The 17,029-nt window shown below is 73.0% G+C and carries 23 protein-coding genes; 12 read left to right on the top strand and 11 right to left on the bottom strand.

Annotated elements, in window-relative coordinates; translation table 11 throughout:
- Positions 1 to 113 precede the first annotated feature (113 nt).
- Positions 114 to 800, top strand: coding sequence for a coiled-coil domain-containing protein (locus FGD68_RS02995; RefSeq protein WP_237609753.1), 687 nt, complete (start codon positions 114 to 116; stop codon positions 798 to 800).
- Between the two features lie 42 nt (positions 801 to 842).
- Here the strand turns inward: FGD68_RS02995 and FGD68_RS02990 are convergent, their stop codons facing one another.
- From FGD68_RS02990 to FGD68_RS02980, 3 genes are all read right to left on the bottom strand, one after another.
- Positions 843 to 1,988, bottom strand: coding sequence for an FAD-dependent oxidoreductase (locus FGD68_RS02990; protein ID WP_237609752.1), 1,146 nt, complete (start codon positions 1,986 to 1,988; stop codon positions 843 to 845).
- 101 nt (positions 1,989 to 2,089) lie between these two features.
- The gene (locus tag FGD68_RS02985; RefSeq protein ID WP_119373790.1) at positions 2,090 to 2,284 is read right to left on the bottom strand and encodes a hypothetical protein; all 195 of its coding nucleotides are present in this window, start codon (positions 2,282 to 2,284) and stop codon (positions 2,090 to 2,092) included.
- Positions 2,277 to 2,522, bottom strand: coding sequence for a hypothetical protein (locus tag FGD68_RS02980; RefSeq protein WP_119373791.1), 246 nt, complete (start codon positions 2,520 to 2,522; stop codon positions 2,277 to 2,279). The genes FGD68_RS02985 and FGD68_RS02980 overlap by 8 nt, the downstream gene beginning before the upstream one ends.
- A 95-nt stretch (positions 2,523 to 2,617) precedes the next feature.
- On the opposite strand from FGD68_RS02980, the gene FGD68_RS02975 reads away from it, so the two are divergent.
- From FGD68_RS02975 to FGD68_RS02965, 3 genes are all read left to right on the top strand, one after another.
- Positions 2,618 to 3,280 (top strand): HAD-IA family hydrolase, encoded by a 663-nt coding sequence (locus FGD68_RS02975; RefSeq protein ID WP_237609751.1) that lies wholly within the window; start codon positions 2,618 to 2,620, stop codon positions 3,278 to 3,280.
- A gap of 132 nt (positions 3,281 to 3,412) precedes the next feature.
- Positions 3,413 to 4,132, top strand: a complete 720-nt coding sequence (locus tag FGD68_RS02970) for a hypothetical protein (RefSeq protein WP_119373904.1) — start codon at positions 3,413 to 3,415, stop codon at positions 4,130 to 4,132.
- Positions 4,133 to 4,327: 195 nt separating this feature from the next.
- Positions 4,328 to 4,912: a GNAT family N-acetyltransferase gene (locus FGD68_RS02965; protein WP_119372881.1), complete on the top strand. Its 585-nt coding sequence runs from the start codon at positions 4,328 to 4,330 to the stop codon at positions 4,910 to 4,912.
- A gap of 12 nt (positions 4,913 to 4,924) precedes the next feature.
- Here FGD68_RS02965 and FGD68_RS02960 read toward each other — a convergent pair whose 3' ends face one another.
- Genes FGD68_RS02960 through FGD68_RS02950 form a run of 3 tightly spaced genes read right to left on the bottom strand, consistent with a single transcriptional unit; the run spans position 4,925 to position 7,021 of the window.
- A complete protein-coding gene (locus tag FGD68_RS02960) occupies positions 4,925 to 5,509 on the bottom strand; it encodes a YdeI/OmpD-associated family protein (protein ID WP_119372882.1) in 585 nt (194 codons plus the stop codon).
- A gap of 39 nt (positions 5,510 to 5,548) precedes the next feature.
- Complete coding sequence (locus tag FGD68_RS02955) at positions 5,549 to 5,848, bottom strand: rhodanese-like domain-containing protein (RefSeq protein ID WP_119372883.1); 300 nt, start codon at positions 5,846 to 5,848, stop codon at positions 5,549 to 5,551.
- A 33-nt stretch (positions 5,849 to 5,881) separates the two neighbouring features.
- Entirely contained in the window at positions 5,882 to 7,021 is a 1,140-nt protein-coding gene (locus tag FGD68_RS02950) for a zinc-binding alcohol dehydrogenase family protein (RefSeq protein ID WP_119372884.1), read from the bottom strand.
- 97 nt (positions 7,022 to 7,118) lie between these two features.
- Between FGD68_RS02950 and FGD68_RS02945 the strand changes: the two genes are divergently transcribed.
- Genes FGD68_RS02945 through FGD68_RS02930 form a run of 4 tightly spaced genes read left to right on the top strand, consistent with a single transcriptional unit; the run spans position 7,119 to position 8,503 of the window.
- Positions 7,119 to 7,694, top strand: a complete 576-nt coding sequence (locus FGD68_RS02945) for a TetR/AcrR family transcriptional regulator (protein WP_119372885.1) — start codon at positions 7,119 to 7,121, stop codon at positions 7,692 to 7,694.
- Positions 7,694 to 7,945, top strand: coding sequence for a DUF2283 domain-containing protein (locus FGD68_RS02940; RefSeq protein ID WP_119372894.1), 252 nt, complete (start codon positions 7,694 to 7,696; stop codon positions 7,943 to 7,945). The genes FGD68_RS02945 and FGD68_RS02940 overlap by 1 nt, the downstream gene beginning before the upstream one ends.
- 49 nt (positions 7,946 to 7,994) lie before the next feature.
- Positions 7,995 to 8,246, top strand: coding sequence for a type II toxin-antitoxin system Phd/YefM family antitoxin (locus tag FGD68_RS02935; protein WP_086527408.1), 252 nt, complete (start codon positions 7,995 to 7,997; stop codon positions 8,244 to 8,246).
- Positions 8,243 to 8,503, top strand: a complete 261-nt coding sequence (locus FGD68_RS02930) for a Txe/YoeB family addiction module toxin (RefSeq protein WP_119372886.1) — start codon at positions 8,243 to 8,245, stop codon at positions 8,501 to 8,503. The genes FGD68_RS02935 and FGD68_RS02930 overlap by 4 nt, the downstream gene beginning before the upstream one ends.
- Positions 8,504 to 8,516: 13 nt before the next feature.
- On the opposite strand, the gene FGD68_RS02925 is transcribed toward FGD68_RS02930, so the two are convergent.
- A complete protein-coding gene (locus FGD68_RS02925) occupies positions 8,517 to 8,858 on the bottom strand; it encodes a DUF2200 domain-containing protein (RefSeq protein WP_119372887.1) in 342 nt (113 codons plus the stop codon).
- A 126-nt stretch (positions 8,859 to 8,984) separates the two neighbouring features.
- Between FGD68_RS02925 and FGD68_RS02920 the strand changes: the two genes are divergently transcribed.
- Positions 8,985 to 10,034 (top strand): LLM class flavin-dependent oxidoreductase, encoded by a 1,050-nt coding sequence (locus tag FGD68_RS02920; RefSeq protein WP_119372888.1) that lies wholly within the window; start codon positions 8,985 to 8,987, stop codon positions 10,032 to 10,034.
- 27 nt (positions 10,035 to 10,061) lie between these two features.
- Here FGD68_RS02920 and arfB read toward each other — a convergent pair whose 3' ends face one another.
- From arfB to FGD68_RS02905, 3 genes are read right to left on the bottom strand one after another with little or no spacing between them, the layout of a single operon-like run.
- Positions 10,062 to 10,484: an alternative ribosome rescue aminoacyl-tRNA hydrolase ArfB gene (gene arfB, locus FGD68_RS02915; protein WP_119372889.1), complete on the bottom strand. Its 423-nt coding sequence runs from the start codon at positions 10,482 to 10,484 to the stop codon at positions 10,062 to 10,064.
- A gap of 37 nt (positions 10,485 to 10,521) precedes the next feature.
- Positions 10,522 to 10,761, bottom strand: a complete 240-nt coding sequence (locus FGD68_RS02910) for a hypothetical protein (protein WP_119372890.1) — start codon at positions 10,759 to 10,761, stop codon at positions 10,522 to 10,524.
- A gap of 28 nt (positions 10,762 to 10,789) precedes the next feature.
- Positions 10,790 to 11,647, bottom strand: coding sequence for a phosphatase PAP2 family protein (locus FGD68_RS02905; RefSeq protein WP_119372891.1), 858 nt, complete (start codon positions 11,645 to 11,647; stop codon positions 10,790 to 10,792).
- Between the two features lie 190 nt (positions 11,648 to 11,837).
- On the opposite strand from FGD68_RS02905, the gene FGD68_RS02900 reads away from it, so the two are divergent.
- The gene (locus FGD68_RS02900) at positions 11,838 to 12,695 is read left to right on the top strand and encodes a 3-hydroxyacyl-CoA dehydrogenase (protein WP_119372892.1); all 858 of its coding nucleotides are present in this window, start codon (positions 11,838 to 11,840) and stop codon (positions 12,693 to 12,695) included.
- A 12-nt stretch (positions 12,696 to 12,707) separates the two neighbouring features.
- Here FGD68_RS02900 and FGD68_RS02895 read toward each other — a convergent pair whose 3' ends face one another.
- Positions 12,708 to 13,292, bottom strand: a complete 585-nt coding sequence (locus FGD68_RS02895) for a TetR/AcrR family transcriptional regulator (RefSeq protein ID WP_237609750.1) — start codon at positions 13,290 to 13,292, stop codon at positions 12,708 to 12,710.
- Between the two features lie 67 nt (positions 13,293 to 13,359).
- Between FGD68_RS02895 and FGD68_RS02890 the strand changes: the two genes are divergently transcribed.
- Both FGD68_RS02890 and FGD68_RS02885 read left to right on the top strand, forming a co-directional pair.
- Positions 13,360 to 15,987 carry an MMPL family transporter gene (locus tag FGD68_RS02890; RefSeq protein ID WP_237609749.1) on the top strand — a complete coding sequence of 876 codons (2,628 nt, stop codon included), beginning with the start codon at positions 13,360 to 13,362 and terminating at the stop codon, positions 15,985 to 15,987.
- Between the two features lie 156 nt (positions 15,988 to 16,143).
- Positions 16,144 to 16,959: a DUF2510 domain-containing protein gene (locus FGD68_RS02885; RefSeq protein ID WP_119372597.1), complete on the top strand. Its 816-nt coding sequence runs from the start codon at positions 16,144 to 16,146 to the stop codon at positions 16,957 to 16,959.
- The last annotated feature ends 70 nt before the right edge of the window (positions 16,960 to 17,029 follow it).

Raw genomic sequence — 17,029 nt, 5'->3', positions numbered from 1 at the left:
CGGTGACGCCCGCGGATGGGCACGGGGATGGGGGCGCGGCCCGCCCCGACGTCGGCCGTTCCGCGTAATCTGGGATCACCTCGCCGGTGGAGCGAGCGGACCGGGAGGACGTCATGCCCCGGCCCCGCATCCGCCCCGCGAAGCCCTCCAAGCCCTCCAAGCCGGGCGCTCCTCCGCCGTCCGTGGCCGCCCGCGTCGCCGCGGATCCGGCGCAGAAGGAGGTGCTCGTCGAGGAGGCGCTGCTGCTCGTGGGCGTCGCGCTGCGGATCCAGATGGTCAACCGGATCATCCTGCGCACGCTCCGGGAGCGCCGCCCGTACGACGAGGAGTCGCTCATCGAGGCGCTCCGCGGCGAGCTGGCCGAGCTCATCGGCGAGAAGCGAGGCGAGGCCGAGCGGCTGCGCATGGCCCGCGACCGCGCGGCGCTGCGCGACGGCAAGGGACGCCGGCCCGACGACTACCGCGAGGGCGACGTGCCGGGGCTCCGGCTGCGCGCCGAGATCGCGGAGGAGATCGTCGCACGGCTCGGCGCCCTGTCGCGCGACCCTGAGGCGCTCCGCGAGGTGCTGGTCATCGCGCGCGACTCGGCGCTCGAGCAGATCGTGCGCGCGCGCCTCGCCCCGCAGCTGCTGCCGGGCGCGTTCCCCGAGGAGGGGCGCGACGACCGCGTCGACGAGCTGCGCGCCGAGCTGGCGCGGCTGGCGGCGGATCGGGAGCGGGCGGCCGAGCGCGCGGCACCGCGGGAGCCGGGCCGTACCCGCGTGCGCACCGGCGGCCGCGGGCGCGCGCAGACGGTCTGACGCCCGGCGGCTCCCCGCGTCAGCGGCCCGACGGATCCCCGCTCAGGGCGCGAGCGCGAACCGCGGCTCGACGCGCTCGCCGGTCGCCGCATCCGCCGCGAGGCTGCCGATCAGCGGCGCGAACTTGGCGCCGTGGCCGGAGCAGGGCGAGACGATCGTGATCCCGTCGACCCGGTCGATCACGAAGTCCTCGGTGGGCGTGCTCGTGAACAGGCAGGTCGCCTCCGCGTACGGCACGGGCTCGACGCCCGGCAGGTTCCGGCGCACCCAGTCGACGACGCGGGCGCGGTTGGCCGGATCCACGACGCCGTCCTGGTGCGCGGCCGACGGGATCACGCGCCCGCCGTCGAACTCGGCGACCTTGTGGCCGCGGCCGTCCACGTCGCGGCCGCCGGGCAGCGCGTAGACCTGCATGCGCTCGTCCATGTGGATGGAGGTCGGCACAGCACGGGCGGGCGGCCCGTCCATGTACGCGAAGTGGAACACCTGCTCCTGCCGCACGCGCAGCGGCGGGATGCGGTCGAGCGCGGCACGCGGCAGCGGCAGCGCGCCACCGAGCAGCTCGGGAAGCCACGCCCCTGCGCCCACGATGACGCTGTCGCCCTCGACGCGGCGACCGTCATCCGAGACCACGGCGAAGCCCGCGCCGACCCGCTCGACGGACGCGACCTCCCAGCCCTCGTGCACGACGGCCCCATGCCCGACGGCGAGGTCGAGCATCGTGCGCACCGCGGTCTCGGCGTCGACGACGCCCGCGGCGGGGTGGAACAGCACGTCGGAGTCGAAGGACATCTCGGGCCAGCGCTCCTCGGCCTCGCGCGCGGTCATCAGCTCGTGCTCGATGCCGACGCGCTCGAGCACGCGCGCGAGCTCGGCGGGGCGGCGCACCAGCCCGGAGTCGACGGATCCGGTCGGGGTCACGAGGTGCGCGCCCGTGGTGCGCTCGAGCCGATCCCAGAGCACGCGGGCGTCGCGCATCAGCCGCACGTAGAAGGGGTCGTCGTAGGCGTAGCGGAGGATGCGCGCGGATCCGTGCGAGCTGCCGAGCATGCTCGCCGGCCGGTCGCGCTCCAGCACCGTGACCTCGTGCCCGCGGCTGGCCAGCTGCCACGCGGTGGCCGCCCCGGCGAGCCCGGCGCCGATGACCACGTGGTGCGCTGCGCGCCCGCGCCCGGTGGTCCTCGCCATGCGCCCAGGCTACGGGCGGACCGCGGCGGGCGGCCGGGCCCGGCGGCAGCCGTAAGCGGTGCGGCTTGTGGAGGACCGTGGCAGGACTCCGAGCCGTCGGGTCAGTCGGTGACGAACTGCGCGATCACCGCGACGATCCCGATCGCGCCGCACACGGCTCCGGTCCGGGACATCGACAGGGGTGCGGGCTCGTTCGTCCGCGAGGTGTGGTTCACGGTGCGGAACGAGGAGACCCCGCTGCCGATCAGGCACACGATGATCACGATCTTGAGCACCACCGCCAGCACGTCAGCCACGGGATCGCCTCCGCAGTCGGATCGCTCGGACAGCGGCCCAGCCGAGGCCCGCGAGGCCGGGCACCGCGAAGAGGCCCCCGCCGAACCACGCGGGGGTGCCCCCGGCCCGGCCGCCCTCGGTCGACAGATCCGGCACGAGCCCCACGATCAGCATCCCCAGCATCAGGGTGAAGGCCGCGATGCCCGTGAGCGTCCGGATCTTCCCGGCCTCGACCTCGTCCGTGTCACCCGCGCCCATGCCGACTCCGCCCGCGCAGCGTGGGATCGCGGCGTCCCCTCCATCGTGGCCGACCGGGGCGTGTCCAGCTGCCACCCGTCCGGGAGGATGGATGCATGACCGCACCCGTCACGCTCACCGCCCGCGCGCTCCTCCTCGACATGGACGGGACGCTCGTCGACTCGACCGCGCTCGTGGAGGAGATCTGGACGATGCTCGCCGTGCGCTTCGGCCACGACCCGGCCGACCTCCTGCGCCGGATCCACGGCGTGCGCGCCGCCGACAGCATCGCCCGGTTCGCGCCCGCCGGCAGCGACGTGCCCGCCCTCCTCGCCGAGCTCGATCGGCTCGAGCTCGACGGCAGCCCCGCGACGGTCGAGATCCCCGGCGCCCGCGACCTCGTGGCCGCGCTGCCCGCCGGATCCCACGCCCTGGTCACGAGCGCGGGCCGCGAGCTGGCGCGCGCCCGCCTCATCGGCGCCGGCGTCCGCGTGCCCGACCTGCTCGTCACCGCCGAGGACGTGGAGAACGGCAAGCCGCACCCGGACGGCTACCTGCTGGCGGCGTCGCGCCTGGGCGTGGATCCCGCGGACGCGATCGTCTACGAGGACGCCGAGGCCGGCATCCGCGCGGGCCTCGCCGCGGGCATGCGCGTAGTCGTGGTCGGCGACCACGAGAGCGAGACCACCGTCGGCCTCCCCCGCGTGCGCGACCACCGCGGCACGACGGTCGAGGTGCGCGACGGGGTCCTGACGCTGACGCTCGGCACCGCCGACTGAGGATCGAGCGTTCTCGTCAGTCGTTCGTCTGACGTTGGCCAGCTGGACACCATGGCCCCCATACGGGGGCCCCGGTGCGCCCTAGGTTCCGAGGGTGGCGATGTACGCCGCTCCCCGAGAGAGAGGAACCGCATGTCCAGCATGCGCCGGACCCGCACCACCCGCTCCACCCGCTCCATCTTCACCGCGGTCGCCATCGGCGCCGTCGCCGCCGTCGGACTCGTCGTCGCCGCTCCCGGCAGCGGAGCGTTCGCGACCGGCGATCCCCACTCCCCCGAGGCCCGAGTCGGCCACTCGATCGAGAGCGGGCACCTGCTCGACGACGTCACGTCGGGCAGGATCACCGAGGCCGACGTCGTCCACGCGGCGAAGACCGGCATCGAGGTGAACGGTCAGCACATCGACAACTGGATGGGCCTGTCGCCCGAGCAGACCGCCGCAGCCGACGCGCAGACCGCGAGCCTCCGCGCCGCTGCCGCGTCGGACCCCAAGATGGCCGCCTCCCTGGAGAGCATGAAGGCCGAGCTCCACGCCTCGCCGACCTCGGACGACATCTCGGCCTCAGCCACCAGCGGCGGCTCGATCACGGAGTCCAAGCACTGGTACAACCACCTCGTCCACTGGTACACGCTGTACATCAACCACGACTGGCTCCGTGGTCTCATCGGGGCCGGCGCCGCCGTGGCCGCCGCTGCCGTCTGCTCCTTCTTCGCGCTCATCCCCGTGGCCTGCGCAACCGTCGGTGGGTTCATGGCCGCCACGATCGTCGCGGTCAGCACGGGCCACGCCCCGTGCAGCAAGGGCATCTACATCAAGCTCCCCGACACCTGGAACTCGCACTGCGAGCAGTAGCGCTCACTCGGTCGACGCGCTGATCCACAGGCCACGGCGCGGCGACGACGCCGTTCCCGACGACAGCGGACAGCACCACGAAGGCCCGGGCGGGTCGATCTCCCCGCCCGGGCCTCCCGCGTGCCAGGGCCCGCGGCGGCCGCGGCGCGTGCGAGCACGGCGCGCGGTCGGCGGCCCGGGTGGCACGATGTCCGCATGGCATGGACGGACGCGGGCGACCCGCAGCGGTACGGCGCGGGGATCCTGCAGGGCGAGCGGATCCGGCTGCGCGCGCTCGAGGACGCCGACCTGCCCGACCTCGTGCGGTGGTGGCGCGATCCGGAGTGGGCGGTCCTGCAGCAGCTCACGGTGCGGCCGCGGCCCGAGGGCGACGTCGCCGAGATGTTCCGGAAGTGGAGCGCGAAGGATGCGGCGGGCGATGTCGCCTTCTGCGTCACCGACCGGATCTCCGGCCGCCTCGTCGGCCACGTCACGCTCTACGGCGCGGGACTCCTGAACCGCGCGGCCACGCTCACGGTGATGATCGGCTCCGAGCACACGGGCTCCGGCTACGGCACCGACGCCGTGCGCACGCTCGTCGACTACGGCTTCCGCGAGATGGGTCTGAACCGGATCGAGCTGCACGTCTTCGCGTACAACGCCCGGGCCCGGGCGACCTACCGCAAGGTCGGCTTCGTCGAGGAGGGCGTGCTGCGCGAGAACGTCTTCCACGACGGCGCGTTCCACGACGAGGTCGTCATGTCGGTGCTGGCGCGCGACTGGTCCGCCGCCGCGACCTGATCCGCCGCCTCGTCACTGCGGGTGCGGCGTCTCCCCGCGCTCGAGCATCGCGACGAGCTTCGCGAGCCGGTTCGCACGGACGGTCGCGTTCGGCGCCGTCGACACCCGGTGGATCACGGCGTAGCGGTTGACCTTGGACAGCGTCGCGAAGGTCGCGGCCGCGGCGGGCGATGCGGCGAGCGCGGCCGTCAGATCCTCGGGCTCGGCGGCTGACGCCTGGCCCGCGTAGGCGCGCTCCCACCGGCCGTCGGCCTGCGCGCGCTCCACCTCGCGGATCCCGGCCGGACGCATCCGGCCCTCCGCGGTGAGCGTCGCGACCAGCCCGATGTTCCGCTCCGACCACAGCGACGCCTTCCGCCGCGGGGTGAATCGGCGGCGGAAGATCCGCTCGTCGATGCTCGCGGTCTGCCCGTCGATCCACCCGCTGCACAGCGCCTCGTCGAGGGCCTCGGCGTAGGTGAGCGACGTCGGATCCGTCGTGCCCTTCTTCGCGAGCACCAGCCACACGCCGTCGGACGCCTCCTCGTGCGCGTCGAGCCAGTCGCGCCACGCGGCCCGGTCGGGGACGGTCAGGACCTCGTGCGCGGCGGCGGGCATGCCCCGATCGTACGGACGCGACGGCGGACGCCGCCAGGCTCAGGCGCGGTCGACGGGGTGCCCGGCGGAGATCCAGGCGCTCGTGCCGCCCTCGACGTCGACCGCGTCGACGCCCCGGGCCGCGAGCGCCTCGGTCACCCGAGCGCTGCGACCGCCGGACTGGCAGATCACGTGCACGGGCGCGTCGGTCGGCACCTCGTCGACGCGCGCCTCGAGCTGCGACATGGGCAGGTTGACGGCGCCGGGCGCGTGGCCCGCGGCGTACTCGTCGGGCTCGCGCACGTCGATGAGGACGGGCGAATGCAGGGCGGCGAGCTGGTCGACGGTGATGCGGCTCATGCGGGTGCTCCTCGGTAGGTGATGCTCTCCACGCTAGCCGCGCAGGTCATGCCGGTCGCCCAGCGTGACCACCAGCTTCCGCGCCGAGACGCCCTGGCGGAGGCGGTCCATCGCGGGCTGGATCGCCTCGAGCCCGGTGCCGACCACCTCGGCCGCCGGCGCCGCGACGTAGCGGCGCTCGGCCAGCGCGGCCGGCAGGAAGCGCTCCCAGAGCATCGGGCCGACCTCGTCGTGCATGAGGGCGCTGCCCCAGATGAAGGTCGCTCGGATGCCGCGGACGCGCGCCCGCAGGATCAGGGCCGGGGTGGCGGTGCCCATGCGGATCCCGAGGCGCACCAGCGGCAGACCCACCCGGCCACCGCGCGGCAGCGTCTCGAACGACACCGGCGGGCTCGCCATGCTGACCCGGGTGGCGCCCATCGCGATGGCGATGTCGACGGCCGGGCCGCCGGATCCGGTGCCGATCGCGAGCACGCCCGCCACGGGTCGGCCGGCCAGGTGCCGCGTGATGTCCCGCACGGCCGTCGGGCTCCGGTAGTCGAAGGCGCGGCTCGCACCGAGCGAGCGCACGAGCTCGTGGTTGCGCGGCGAGGCGGTCGTGACGACGTCGTACCCGGCCGCGACCGCGAGCTGGATCGCGTTCAGGCCGACGCTGGTGGATCCGCCCCACACCACCACCGTCTCCCCCGTCGGCGGCGTGGTGGCGTGGGGCATGCGCAGGCCGAGCTGGCCGGCGCCGAACAGCGCCGACGCGGCGGTCGAGATGCCGAGCGGGAGGACGGCGGCGTCCTCGAAGCGCATCGCGTCCGGGATCGGCGACGCGAGGACGGTGCGGACGATGGCGCGCGTCTGGAACCCGCCCTCCGCCTGGTGCCGCCGCCCCTTCTCCATGCCGACCGCGTACGCGACGACCCGGTCGCCGACGGCGAAGCGCGTGACACCGGGGCCGACCACCTCGACGACGCCCGCGACGTCCTCGCCGAGCACCGCGGGGTGCGGGAGCCAGCGGTACATGAGGTCGCCCATGTGCTGCTTCATGGTGTCGAGCGGGTTGATGGCGACGGCGCGCACGCGGATGGCGACCTCGCCCTCGCGGGGTGCGGTGCGCGGCGCGGATCCGACGGTGAGGTCGGCGGCGGACGAGGCGAGCCAGGCGGCGGTTTCGGTGGGCACGGCGGATCTCCGATCTGAGGATCGCGCTGCCCGATGACATCGCGTGTCATCACCATACACAGCCATGGCACGCCGTGTCATCACCTAGGATCGATGCATGAGCAGATGGCAGCCCGACACGCGCGAGCGCCTGGCCGGCGCCGCCCTCGAGCTGTTCCGCACCCAGGGCTTCGCGGAGACGACCGTGCCCCAGATCACCGCCCGCGCCGGCCTCACCACCCGCACCTTCTTCCGTCACTTCGCCGACAAGCGCGAGGTGCTCTTCGCCGAGGAGGACGAGCTGCCGGCGCTCGTCACGCGCATCATCCGCGCCGCGCCCGCCGACCGATCCCCGCTCCAGGTCGTCGAGGACGGCTTCCCGGAGGTCGTCGCCTCGCAGTTCGCGGAGGGGCGCGACACCCTGCTCGCCCGCAAGCGCATCATCGGCGACGACGCCGGGCTGCAGGAGCGCGAGATGCGAAAGGTGGCGGCGATGCAGGAGGCCGTGCGCGCGGGCTTCGTGGAGCGCGGGGCGGATCCGCTCACCGCCGTGCTCGTCGCGCACGCCACCGCGACGGTCTTCGGCGTCTCCATCGGCCGCTGGCTCTCCGACGGCGACGGCACGAGCGACCTCGCCGAGGTGCTGCGCGAGACGCTCGACGCGTTCCGTCGGGTGATGGGAGAGGGCGCGTGATGCGCGTGACCTACGACGCGGTCGCGGACGCCGCGTACATCGCGCTGGCCGACCCCCTCGGCGACGGTCACGCGGCCACGACGATCCACTCGATCGCGACGCCCGGCGAGCGCGGCGAGGTCGCCCTCGACTTCGACGCCGACGGTCGCCTGCTCGGGATCGAGGTGCTGCACGCGAGCGCCGTGCTGCCGTCCTCGGTGCTGGCGGATGCCGTGCGCATCGCCTCAGAAGCCGAAGTCGCCTCCTCCTGATCGACTCGCAAGTGGTACGCTTTCCGGTACCAGATCAAGGGGTCCCGTCATGTCCGCCATCACCGCATCCGACGCTCGTCGGAACCTGTTCGGACTCATCCAGCAGGTCAACGACGACCACTCTCCCGTGGAGGTCGTCTCGAAGCACGGCAACGCCGTCTTGATCTCGAAGGACGACTTCGACGCGATCACGGAGACGGCCTACCTGCTCCGGAACGCCAAGGGTGCGCAGCGGCTGCTGGGCGCGCTCGAGCGGGCACGCCGAGGCGAGTTCGAGACGCACGAGCTGATCGAGGAGTGAGCCGACAGCTCGCCTTCGACGCCGACGGCTGGAAGGACTGCACCTACTGGCAGAGCCAGGATCGCAAGACGCTCAAGCGGATCAACGCGCTGATCCGGGACGTGATGCGCGACCCGTTCGCGGGACCGGGCAAGCCCGAGCCCCTCAAGCACATCCTCTCGGGCGCGTGGTCACGGCGCATCGACGAGGCGAATCGCCTGGTCTATCTGGTCACCGACGAGCACATCGTGATCCTGCAAGCGCGCGACCACTACTGACCACGAGCGACCCTCATCCGCGCAGCACCTTCGCCATCGGGCGGCCGCGGGCGATCTCGTCGACGAGCTTGTCGAGGATCCGCACCTGCTTCATCAGCGGATCGTCGATCTCCTCGATGCGGACGCCGCAGATCACGCCGCGCACCTCGTCGGCGAGCGGGGTGAGGCGGGCGGCCGCGAAGAAGTCCTCGAAGGTGGTCTCCGCCTCGAGGTGGTGCTGGAGCTCCACGGCGTCGAAGCCGGTGAGCCAGGTGATCACCTGGTCGACCTCCGCCTGCGTGTGCCCCTTGCGCTCGACCTTCTTCACGTAGAGCGGGTAGACCACGGCGAACGGCGTCGTGAAGATGCGGTGCATGGTCGGAGCGTAGGCCGATGAGGCCGCGGGGTCGAGGCCGGGAATAGGCCAGCGCCCCGCGGCGGTTCGACTCCATGCAGACGCATCCACCCGGATCCGTCGCCGTCGAGCACCGAGGAGCGCCCCATGGCCACGAAGATCGGCTTCCTGTCGTTCAACCACTGGCAGGACGTGCGCGGATCCCGCGTGCGCACCGCTCAGGACTCGCTCCTCCAGTCGATCGACCTCGCCGTCGCGGCGGAGGAGATCGGCATCGACGGCGCGTACTTCCGCGTGCACCACTTCGCGCCGCAGCAGGCGTCGCCGTTCCCGCTGCTGGCCGCCATCGCGAGCCGCACCAGCCGGATCGAGATCGGCACCGGCGTCGTCGACATGCGCTACGAGAACCCCCTCTACATGGCGGAGGAGGCGGCCATGACCGACCTCATCTCCAACCGCCGGGTGCAGCTCGGCATCAGCCGCGGATCGCCCGAGCAGGTCGAGGCCGGCTACGAGTCGTTCGGCTACGTGCCCCGCGACGGCGAGACCGACGCCGACATGGCCCGCCGCCACACCGACCTCTTCCTCCGCGCGCTCGAGGGCGAGGAGCTCGCGACCGCGGCCCCGCAGCGCGGCATCATCGCGGGCGGCGTCGCGATCACGCCGCAGTCGCCTGGCCTGCGCGAGCGGATCTGGTGGGGCGCCGGCACGCGCGCGACCGGCCAATGGGCGGCCGAGCAGGGCATGAACCTCATGTCGTCGACGCTCCTCTCGGAGGACACCGGCGTGCCGCTCGACGTGCTCCAGGCCGAGCAGATCCAGCTGTTCCGCGACGGCTGGGCCGCCGCCGGGCACGCGTGGGAGCCGCGCGTGAGCGTCAGCCGCAGCATCATCCCGATCATCGACGACGAGTCGGAAGCTTACTTCGGCGTCCGCTCGCAGATCGAGGGCAAGGACCAGGTCGGCCAGGTCGGCGGCGAGAAGTGGCGCTTCGGCCGCTCCTACATCGGCACCCCCGAGCGCCTCATCGAGGAGCTCGGTGCCGACCAGGCGATCGCCGCGGCGGACACCCTCCTCGTCACGATCCCCAACCAGCTCGGCGTCGACTTCAACCTGCGCTCGCTCGCGGCGATCAAGCAGATCGGCGAGGCGCTGGGGTGGGACCGGGCCGATGTGTCCGTGGGGGCGTCCGCCTGATCCGCTGACGCCCGTCCACCAGCGCGCTCAGTCGCCGGTCGGCCGCTTGCGCTGCTGCTTCGTGGCGGAGCGCTGCGTCTTGGCCGCGAGGCGGCGACGCTGCGAGCCCTTCGTGGGCCGGGTCGGTCGTCGCGGGGCGGCGTCGGGCGCGAGCGCATCCTCCACGATCTCGCGGAGAGCGTCGAGCGCGGCCACCCGATTCCGCAGCTGCGACCGCTGCTCGGAGACCGCCACCGTGATGGTCCCGGCGACCAGGCGTCGGCCGAGCCGGTCGAGGATCCTCTCCCGCTGCTGATCGGTCAGCACCAGGGACTCGGCCGGGCTCCACGTGAGCTGCACCCGGCTGTCCGACGTGTTGACGTGCTGCCCGCCGGGCCCGGACGACCGCGAGAACCGCCACCGCAGCTCAGCCGCGGGGATGGTCAGCGCGGGGCCGACCTCGAGATCCATGCGGCAAGGGTTGCACGGAGCGACCCTGGCGCGCGCGCTAGCGGTGCCGGCGGAGGTTGCTGCGGCGGATGACGACCCGGCCGATCAGCATGAGCACCAGCATCACGACCACCATCACGACGATCCGCATCACGAACTCGAGCTCGACGAAGGCCAGGGCGGACGCGGACATGAACGCGGTCACCGCGATCAGCACGAGGATCTGACGAGCCGACGGCTCACCCGTCAGACGCTGGTGTGCCGCGGAGTCGTGCTCGAAGTCGCGCCTGTCGTCCATGTCTCCACCGTGACACACCCCGGACGGATCAGCCGACGGGCCCCGCCTCCACAGGCTCCGGCCGGCGGGCCGTCAGGTACAGCCGATGCGCCGTGATCACCAGCGCCAGCCACGCGCCGCCGAGGAAGAAGGCGGCCAGCACATCCGTGAACCAGTGGTGGCCGAGATACACGCGGGTGGCGCCGATGGTGACGGCGAAGACCACGGCCACCGTGATCGAGAGCACGCGGGTCGCGCGGCGGTGCTGGCGCAGGAGGAGCAGGTAGGCGAGGATCCCGGCGATCGCGACCGCGTTTTGCGTGTGGCCGCTCGGGAACGACGGCGAGGTCTCGTACGGCGGCACCGCGTCGGCGAGGTCGGGGCGGGCGCGGTCGATGATGTCCTTGCCGGCGACGGTGAGCAGGAGGGATCCGCCGCCGGCCGCGAGCACGAGGATGACCGGGGTCCACGAGCGCCGCCGGATGGCGAGGAACAGCATCGTCACCACCGCGATGATCGGCATGACCACGACGCCCGCGACGTCCGTGTACGCGGTCGCGGCGTCGTTGAGCCACGGCGTGCGGATGCCGATCATGAAGGCGAGGAGCGGCTTGTCGAGGCCGGCGACCCCGTCGGCGTCGGTCACGTTGTCGTAGACCTGCGCGGCGATCGCGGCGAGGCCGAACGCGAGCACGAGACCGACCAGCAGCGTGATCACGAGCGCCGCGTACGGGCCGAGCGCCCGCATGATCCGCTCCACGACGCGGGCGAGGATCCGGCCGACCGGCGTCACCCAGCGCGTGAGGTCGCGGTCGCCGAGGAAGCGGTCGCGGCGCAGCTCGCCCGCGACGCCCTGGTCGGCGGGGTCGAGGGGTTCGAGGGGCCTGCGCCTCGGGGTCTCGCTCATGGGTCCTCCTGCTCGGCGGAGGGATCCGCTCCTCGACGCTACCGAGTGCCGGCCGGGGATGAGCCGGGCTGACGGTCGCCGGATGTCCGCTCGCCGCACGGGATCCTCCGCCCGCTCCGCCCGGTGGTTCGGTGGCGAGGACGCCAGCCGCGGGAACCGCCCGCCGCCGCGTCCACAGAAGGAGTCCCCCATGCCCGCATTCGCGAACGTCACCGTCCTCGGAGCCGGGGTGCTCGGCGCGCAGATCGCGTTCCAGGCCGCGAACCACGGCAAGACCGTCATCAGCTACGACGTGGACGATGCCGCGCTCGAGGCCGCGCGCGGGCGGCTCGATGCGATCGTCGCGCAGTACGTCTCCGAGTCCGGCGAGGAGACCCGGGAGTCCGCGACCGCCGCGGCGGCCGGCATCCAGCTGACGAACGACCTCGCCGCCTCCGTCGCCGACGCCGACCTCGTGATCGAGGCCGTCCCCGAGTCCCTCGACCTCAAGCAGGACGTCTACCGCCGCATCGCCGACGCCGCCCCCGAGCGCACGGTCTTCGCCACCAACTCGTCGACGCTCCTCCCGAGCGACATCGCCGAATCCACCGGCCGCCCCGACCGCTTCCTCGCGCTGCACTTCGCGAACCACGTGTGGGTGCAGAACACGGCCGAGATCATGGGCACCGGGCGCACGTCGCCCGAGGTGTTCGACCGGGTGGTCGCGTTCGCGGAGGAGATCGGCATGGTCCCGATCCCGCTGAAGAAGGAGCAGCCCGGCTACGTGCTCAACTCCCTCCTCGTGCCGCTGCTCGAGGCGGCCGCGGGCCTGGTGCTGACGGGCGTCGCGGATCCGAAGACGGTCGACACCACCTGGCGCATCGCGACCGGTGCGCCGCTCGGTCCGTTCCAGATCTACGACGTCGTCGGCCTCCGCACCGCCTACGCGGTCTCCGCCGCGAGCGACGAGCCGGGCGCCCAGGCGTGGGCGGCGCACCTCAAGAGCGAGTACCTCGACAAGGGCAAGCTCGGCGTGGAGTCCGGCGAGGGGTTCTACGCGTACGGGTGATGCGGGCTCTGGTCAGCCCGCCGCCCCGCCACCCCCCAGCACGAACCGCACCAGCCGCGTCACGCTCTCCGCGTGGTCGCCCTTGCGGCCGAGCACGCGCAGCACGATGACGCCGAGGATCGCCTGGCCGAGCTCGTCGACGGGCGCGTCGGCGGGGAGCTGGCCCGCGCGGATCCCCGAGGCCAGGCGCTCGGAGAGGTCGCGGTCGACGCCGAGGCTCGCGCTCAGGGTGTCGCCCACGGCCGCATCCTCGGCGGCGGCCGCGACGAGCGAGCGCACGAGCGGGCCGCCGGTGGGCGCGTCGAGCACGGCGAGCACGCCGGTGAGCCAGCGCTCGATGTCGGCGAGGAGGTCGCCCGTGTCGGGGACGGCGAACTCCACCGGCATCAGGCGGCCCTCGGTCATGCACTCGGCGATGAGCGCGCCGCGGGACGGCCACCACCGGTAGATCGTCTGCTTGCCGACGCCAGCCTCCTTGGCGACGCCCTCGATCGTGAGGTGGTCGTAGCCGACGGCGTGGATGAGGCGCACGGTCGCGCCGAGGATGGCCTCGCGGGCCGCTTCGCTGCGGACCCGTCCGGTTCGGTGCTCGTTCACCTGCACAGGCTAGCCGCAGAAACTAGACGAGACGTAGCGTATCGTCGAAGCGTCTGAGGGAGATGACATGGCGTCAGTGCTGTACCGGCTCGGTTCGATGGCCGCGCGTCGCGCGTGGCTCGTGATCGTCTCGTGGGTGGTGATCCTCGGCATCGGCGTGGGCTCGTTCCTCGCGTTCGCCGGCGCCCTCGGCAACAGCTTCGACATCCCCGGCACGGCGTCCGGCGCGGTCACCGACGAGCTCGCGCAGACGCTCCCCGACACCGCGGGCGGCACCGGCACGGTCGTCTACCGCACCACCGACGGCTCCGCCTTCACCGACGAGCAGAAGGCCGAAATCTCGGCCCTGGCCACGAGCGCGGGCGACCTCCCGGGCGTCGCGCGCGTTGTGGATCCCTTCGCGGTCACCCAGCAGCGCGCCGACCAGGCCGCGCAGCTCACGAGCGGCGAGGAGCAGGTCACCGCGGGCCGCACGCAGCTCGACGCCGCGCAGCAGCAGCTCGACGCTGGGAAGGCGCAGCTCGACGCGGGCCAGCAGCAGCTCACCGCCGCGCGCCAGCAGGCCGAGGCCGCGGGCGCGCCCGCCGCGCAGATCGCCGCGCTCGACGCGCAGCAGGCCCAGCTCGATGCGCAGACCCAGGCCCTCCAGCAGCAGCAGGCCACCGTCGACACCAATCGCACGCAGCTCGAGTCGGGCGCCGAGCAGGCCGAGCTCGGCCGCACGCTCCTCGGCCTCACGGACGGAATCGGCGTCGTCTCCGCGGACGGCTCGACGGCCATCGTCAACGTCTCCTTCACGGATCCGCGCCTCGAGCTCTCCGAGGAGACCAAGGAGGCCGCGATCGCGCACTTCCAGGACTCCCCCGTCGACGGCACGAGCGTCGACTTCGCGACCGACCTGGCGCAGGGCGTGCCGGAGATCTTCGGCATCGGCGAGGTGGTCGGCCTCGTGTTCGCGGCCATCGTGCTCATCGTGATGCTCGGCACGGTCATCGCCGCGTCGCTCCCCATCGTCACGGCGGTGGTCGGCGTGGGCGTCGGCGTCACCGCGTCGCTCGCCTTCTCCGGCGTCGTCGACATGGCGTCGGTGACCCCGGTGCTGGGCGTGATGCTCGGCCTCGCGGTCGGCATCGACTACTCCCTCTTCATCGTCAACCGGCATCGGAAGCAGATGCTCGCGGGCACCGGCGTGCGTGAGTCGATCGGGCTCGCGAACGGCACGTCGGGCACGGCGGTCGTGTTCGCGGGATCCACGGTGATCGTCGCGCTCCTCGCCCTCAACATCACGGGCGTGCCGTTCCTCGCCCTGATGGGCACGGTCGGCGCGGTCTGCGTGCTCGTCGCGGTGCTCGTCGCCATCACGCTCACGCCCGCGGTGCTCGGCCTCGCCGGGACGCGCGTGCTGCGGAAGCGGGACCGTGCGCGCGCAGCGGCCGCCGACCCCGCCCGCCCGCAGGAGGCCGCGACGGCCTTGAAGCCCATGTCGAACGCGCGCGCCGTGCTCACGGTGCTCGGCACGGTCGTCGCCCTGCTCGTGATCGCGATCCCGAGCCTGTCGATGCGGCTCGGCCTGCCCGACGGATCCAGCGAGCCGGCCGGATCCACCAGCCAGCGCGCGTTCACGACGGTCGCCGACGAGTTCGGCGAGGGCGCCAACGGCCCGCTGCTCGTGGTCGCCGACGTACCCGCGGGCGTCGGCGAGGGCGATCTCCTCGCGACGCAGGTCGAGGTCGCGCAGGCCCTGCACGACCTCGACGACGTGGTCGCCGTCGCCCCCGTCGCCAACACCGACGACGGGACGGTGCTCGCGTTCCAGGTGCTCCCGCAGGAGGGCCCGAACAGCGCATCCACCGAGGAGCTCGTGCAGGACATCCGCGCGCTGCCCGAGCTCGACGGCGGGATCACGCTCGGCGTCGCCGGGCAGGCCGCCACGAACATCGACATCTCCGAGGCGCTGGCCGCGGTGCTGCCGCTCTACCTGCTCGTGGTCGTCGGGCTGTCGCTGCTGATCCTGATCGTGGTGTTCCGCTCGATCCTCCTGCCGCTGATCGCGACGGGCGGGTTCGTGCTGTCGCTGTTCGCGACCTACGGCCTCATCGTCGCCGTGTTCCAGTTCGGCTGGGGCGCGAGCCTCATCGGACTGGAGAGCAGCGGACCGATCCTGAGCTTCCTGCCGGTGATCCTCGTCGGGATCCTGTTCGGCCTCGCCATGGACTACCAGCTGTTCCTCGCCAGCGGCATGCGGGAGGCGTACGTGCACGGCGCCGAGGCGCGGCTCGCGGTGGTGCAGGGGTTCCGGGCCGGCCGCGCGGTCGTCACCGCGGCGGCGCTGATCATGGTCTCGGTGTTCGGCGGGTTCGTCTTCTCCGAGTCGACGATCATCCGGTCGATCGGCTTCGGCCTCGCGTTCGGCGTGCTGCTCGACGCCTTCGTGGTGCGGATGCTGCTGATGCCCGCGCTCATGCACCTGCTCGGCCGCTCGGCCTGGTGGCTGCCGCGCTGGCTCGACCGGATCCTGCCGGACGTCGACATCGAGGGCGCGGCGCTCGAGCGCACGCACCCGCACGCGTCGGCGTCGGCGCCGGCGCCGGATCTCCCGGCCGGCCTCCCGGCGGACGGCGGGCACGGCGCGCACGCGGCCCCACCCACGGCATCCACCATCCAGGCGGAGACGGCGGCGGCCCCGCGCGACTGACCAGGCACGGCCCGGACGTGCTGGACGACGACGGGCATCGCCACGAACTGGGGTCATGGGCGGTCCCGTCAGGAAACCTAGGATCGTCGATGGCGGCCGGACACGCGCTCACCCCGAGGCGACGATCCGGTCCACCCCGTCATCGAGGAGCCGAACATGGCAGACCCAGGTTGGTACGACGACGGCTCGGGCCGGCTGCGGTGGTGGGACGGCGGGCAGTGGACCGACCACTTCCATGACCCCGCCGCCAACCCCACGGTCGTCGTCGCCGCTCAGGCGACCCCGGTCACGACGAACGTGTCGACGACCACGCGTGCCTCCGGAGTCCTCCGGACCGCAGCCGACGCCCGCGCCGCCGATGCGGCCGCGGCCGAGGTGCTGCCAGAGGGCACGCTCTGGGCGGCCCGCGGGCAGAGGCTGTCCGGGTTGAGCGGCGGGCGGTACCGCCTGACGAGCGAGATCCTCTACTTCGAGAGCGGCGCGCTGTCACTGAAGGGCCAGCAGATCGCGACCCACGAGATCGTCGACGTCGACGTGTCGCAGACGATGACGCAGAAGGCACGCGGGCTCGGCGACATCGTCCTGACCGCGCACCGCATCACCGGGAGCGAACGGGTGGTCCTCTCCGACATCGCCGACTTCCGCAACGGCGCCGAGACCATCAACAGGGTCGTGCGCGACGCGAAGCGCGCCCGGGCCGAGTACGACGTGATGAGCAAGACCCAGCGGGTGCAGACGGAGATGCACTACTCGGGCAACACGCCCGTGATCAGCGGGTTCGCCGCGGCAGCGAGCGCGCCCGCCGTCGCGCCCGCGGCGACCCCGGTCGCGATCACGGCACCAGAACCGGCCGCGACCACGGCTGCTCCCGACCTCGTGGCGGAGATCCGCAAGCTCGCCGATCTGCGCGCGGAGGGCGTCCTCGACGACGAGGAGTTCGCGGCGGCGAAGCGGAAGCTCCTGGGACTCTGACGTCGGAGGCCGGCCTCCCGGCGGACGGCGGGCACGGCGCGCACGCGGCCCCGCCCACGGCGTCCACCAT

This window comes from Clavibacter californiensis (genome assembly GCF_021952865.1).
Lineage (GTDB): Bacteria > Actinomycetota > Actinomycetes > Actinomycetales > Microbacteriaceae > Clavibacter > Clavibacter californiensis.
This window is presented reverse-complemented; position numbering and strand designations above follow the sequence as displayed.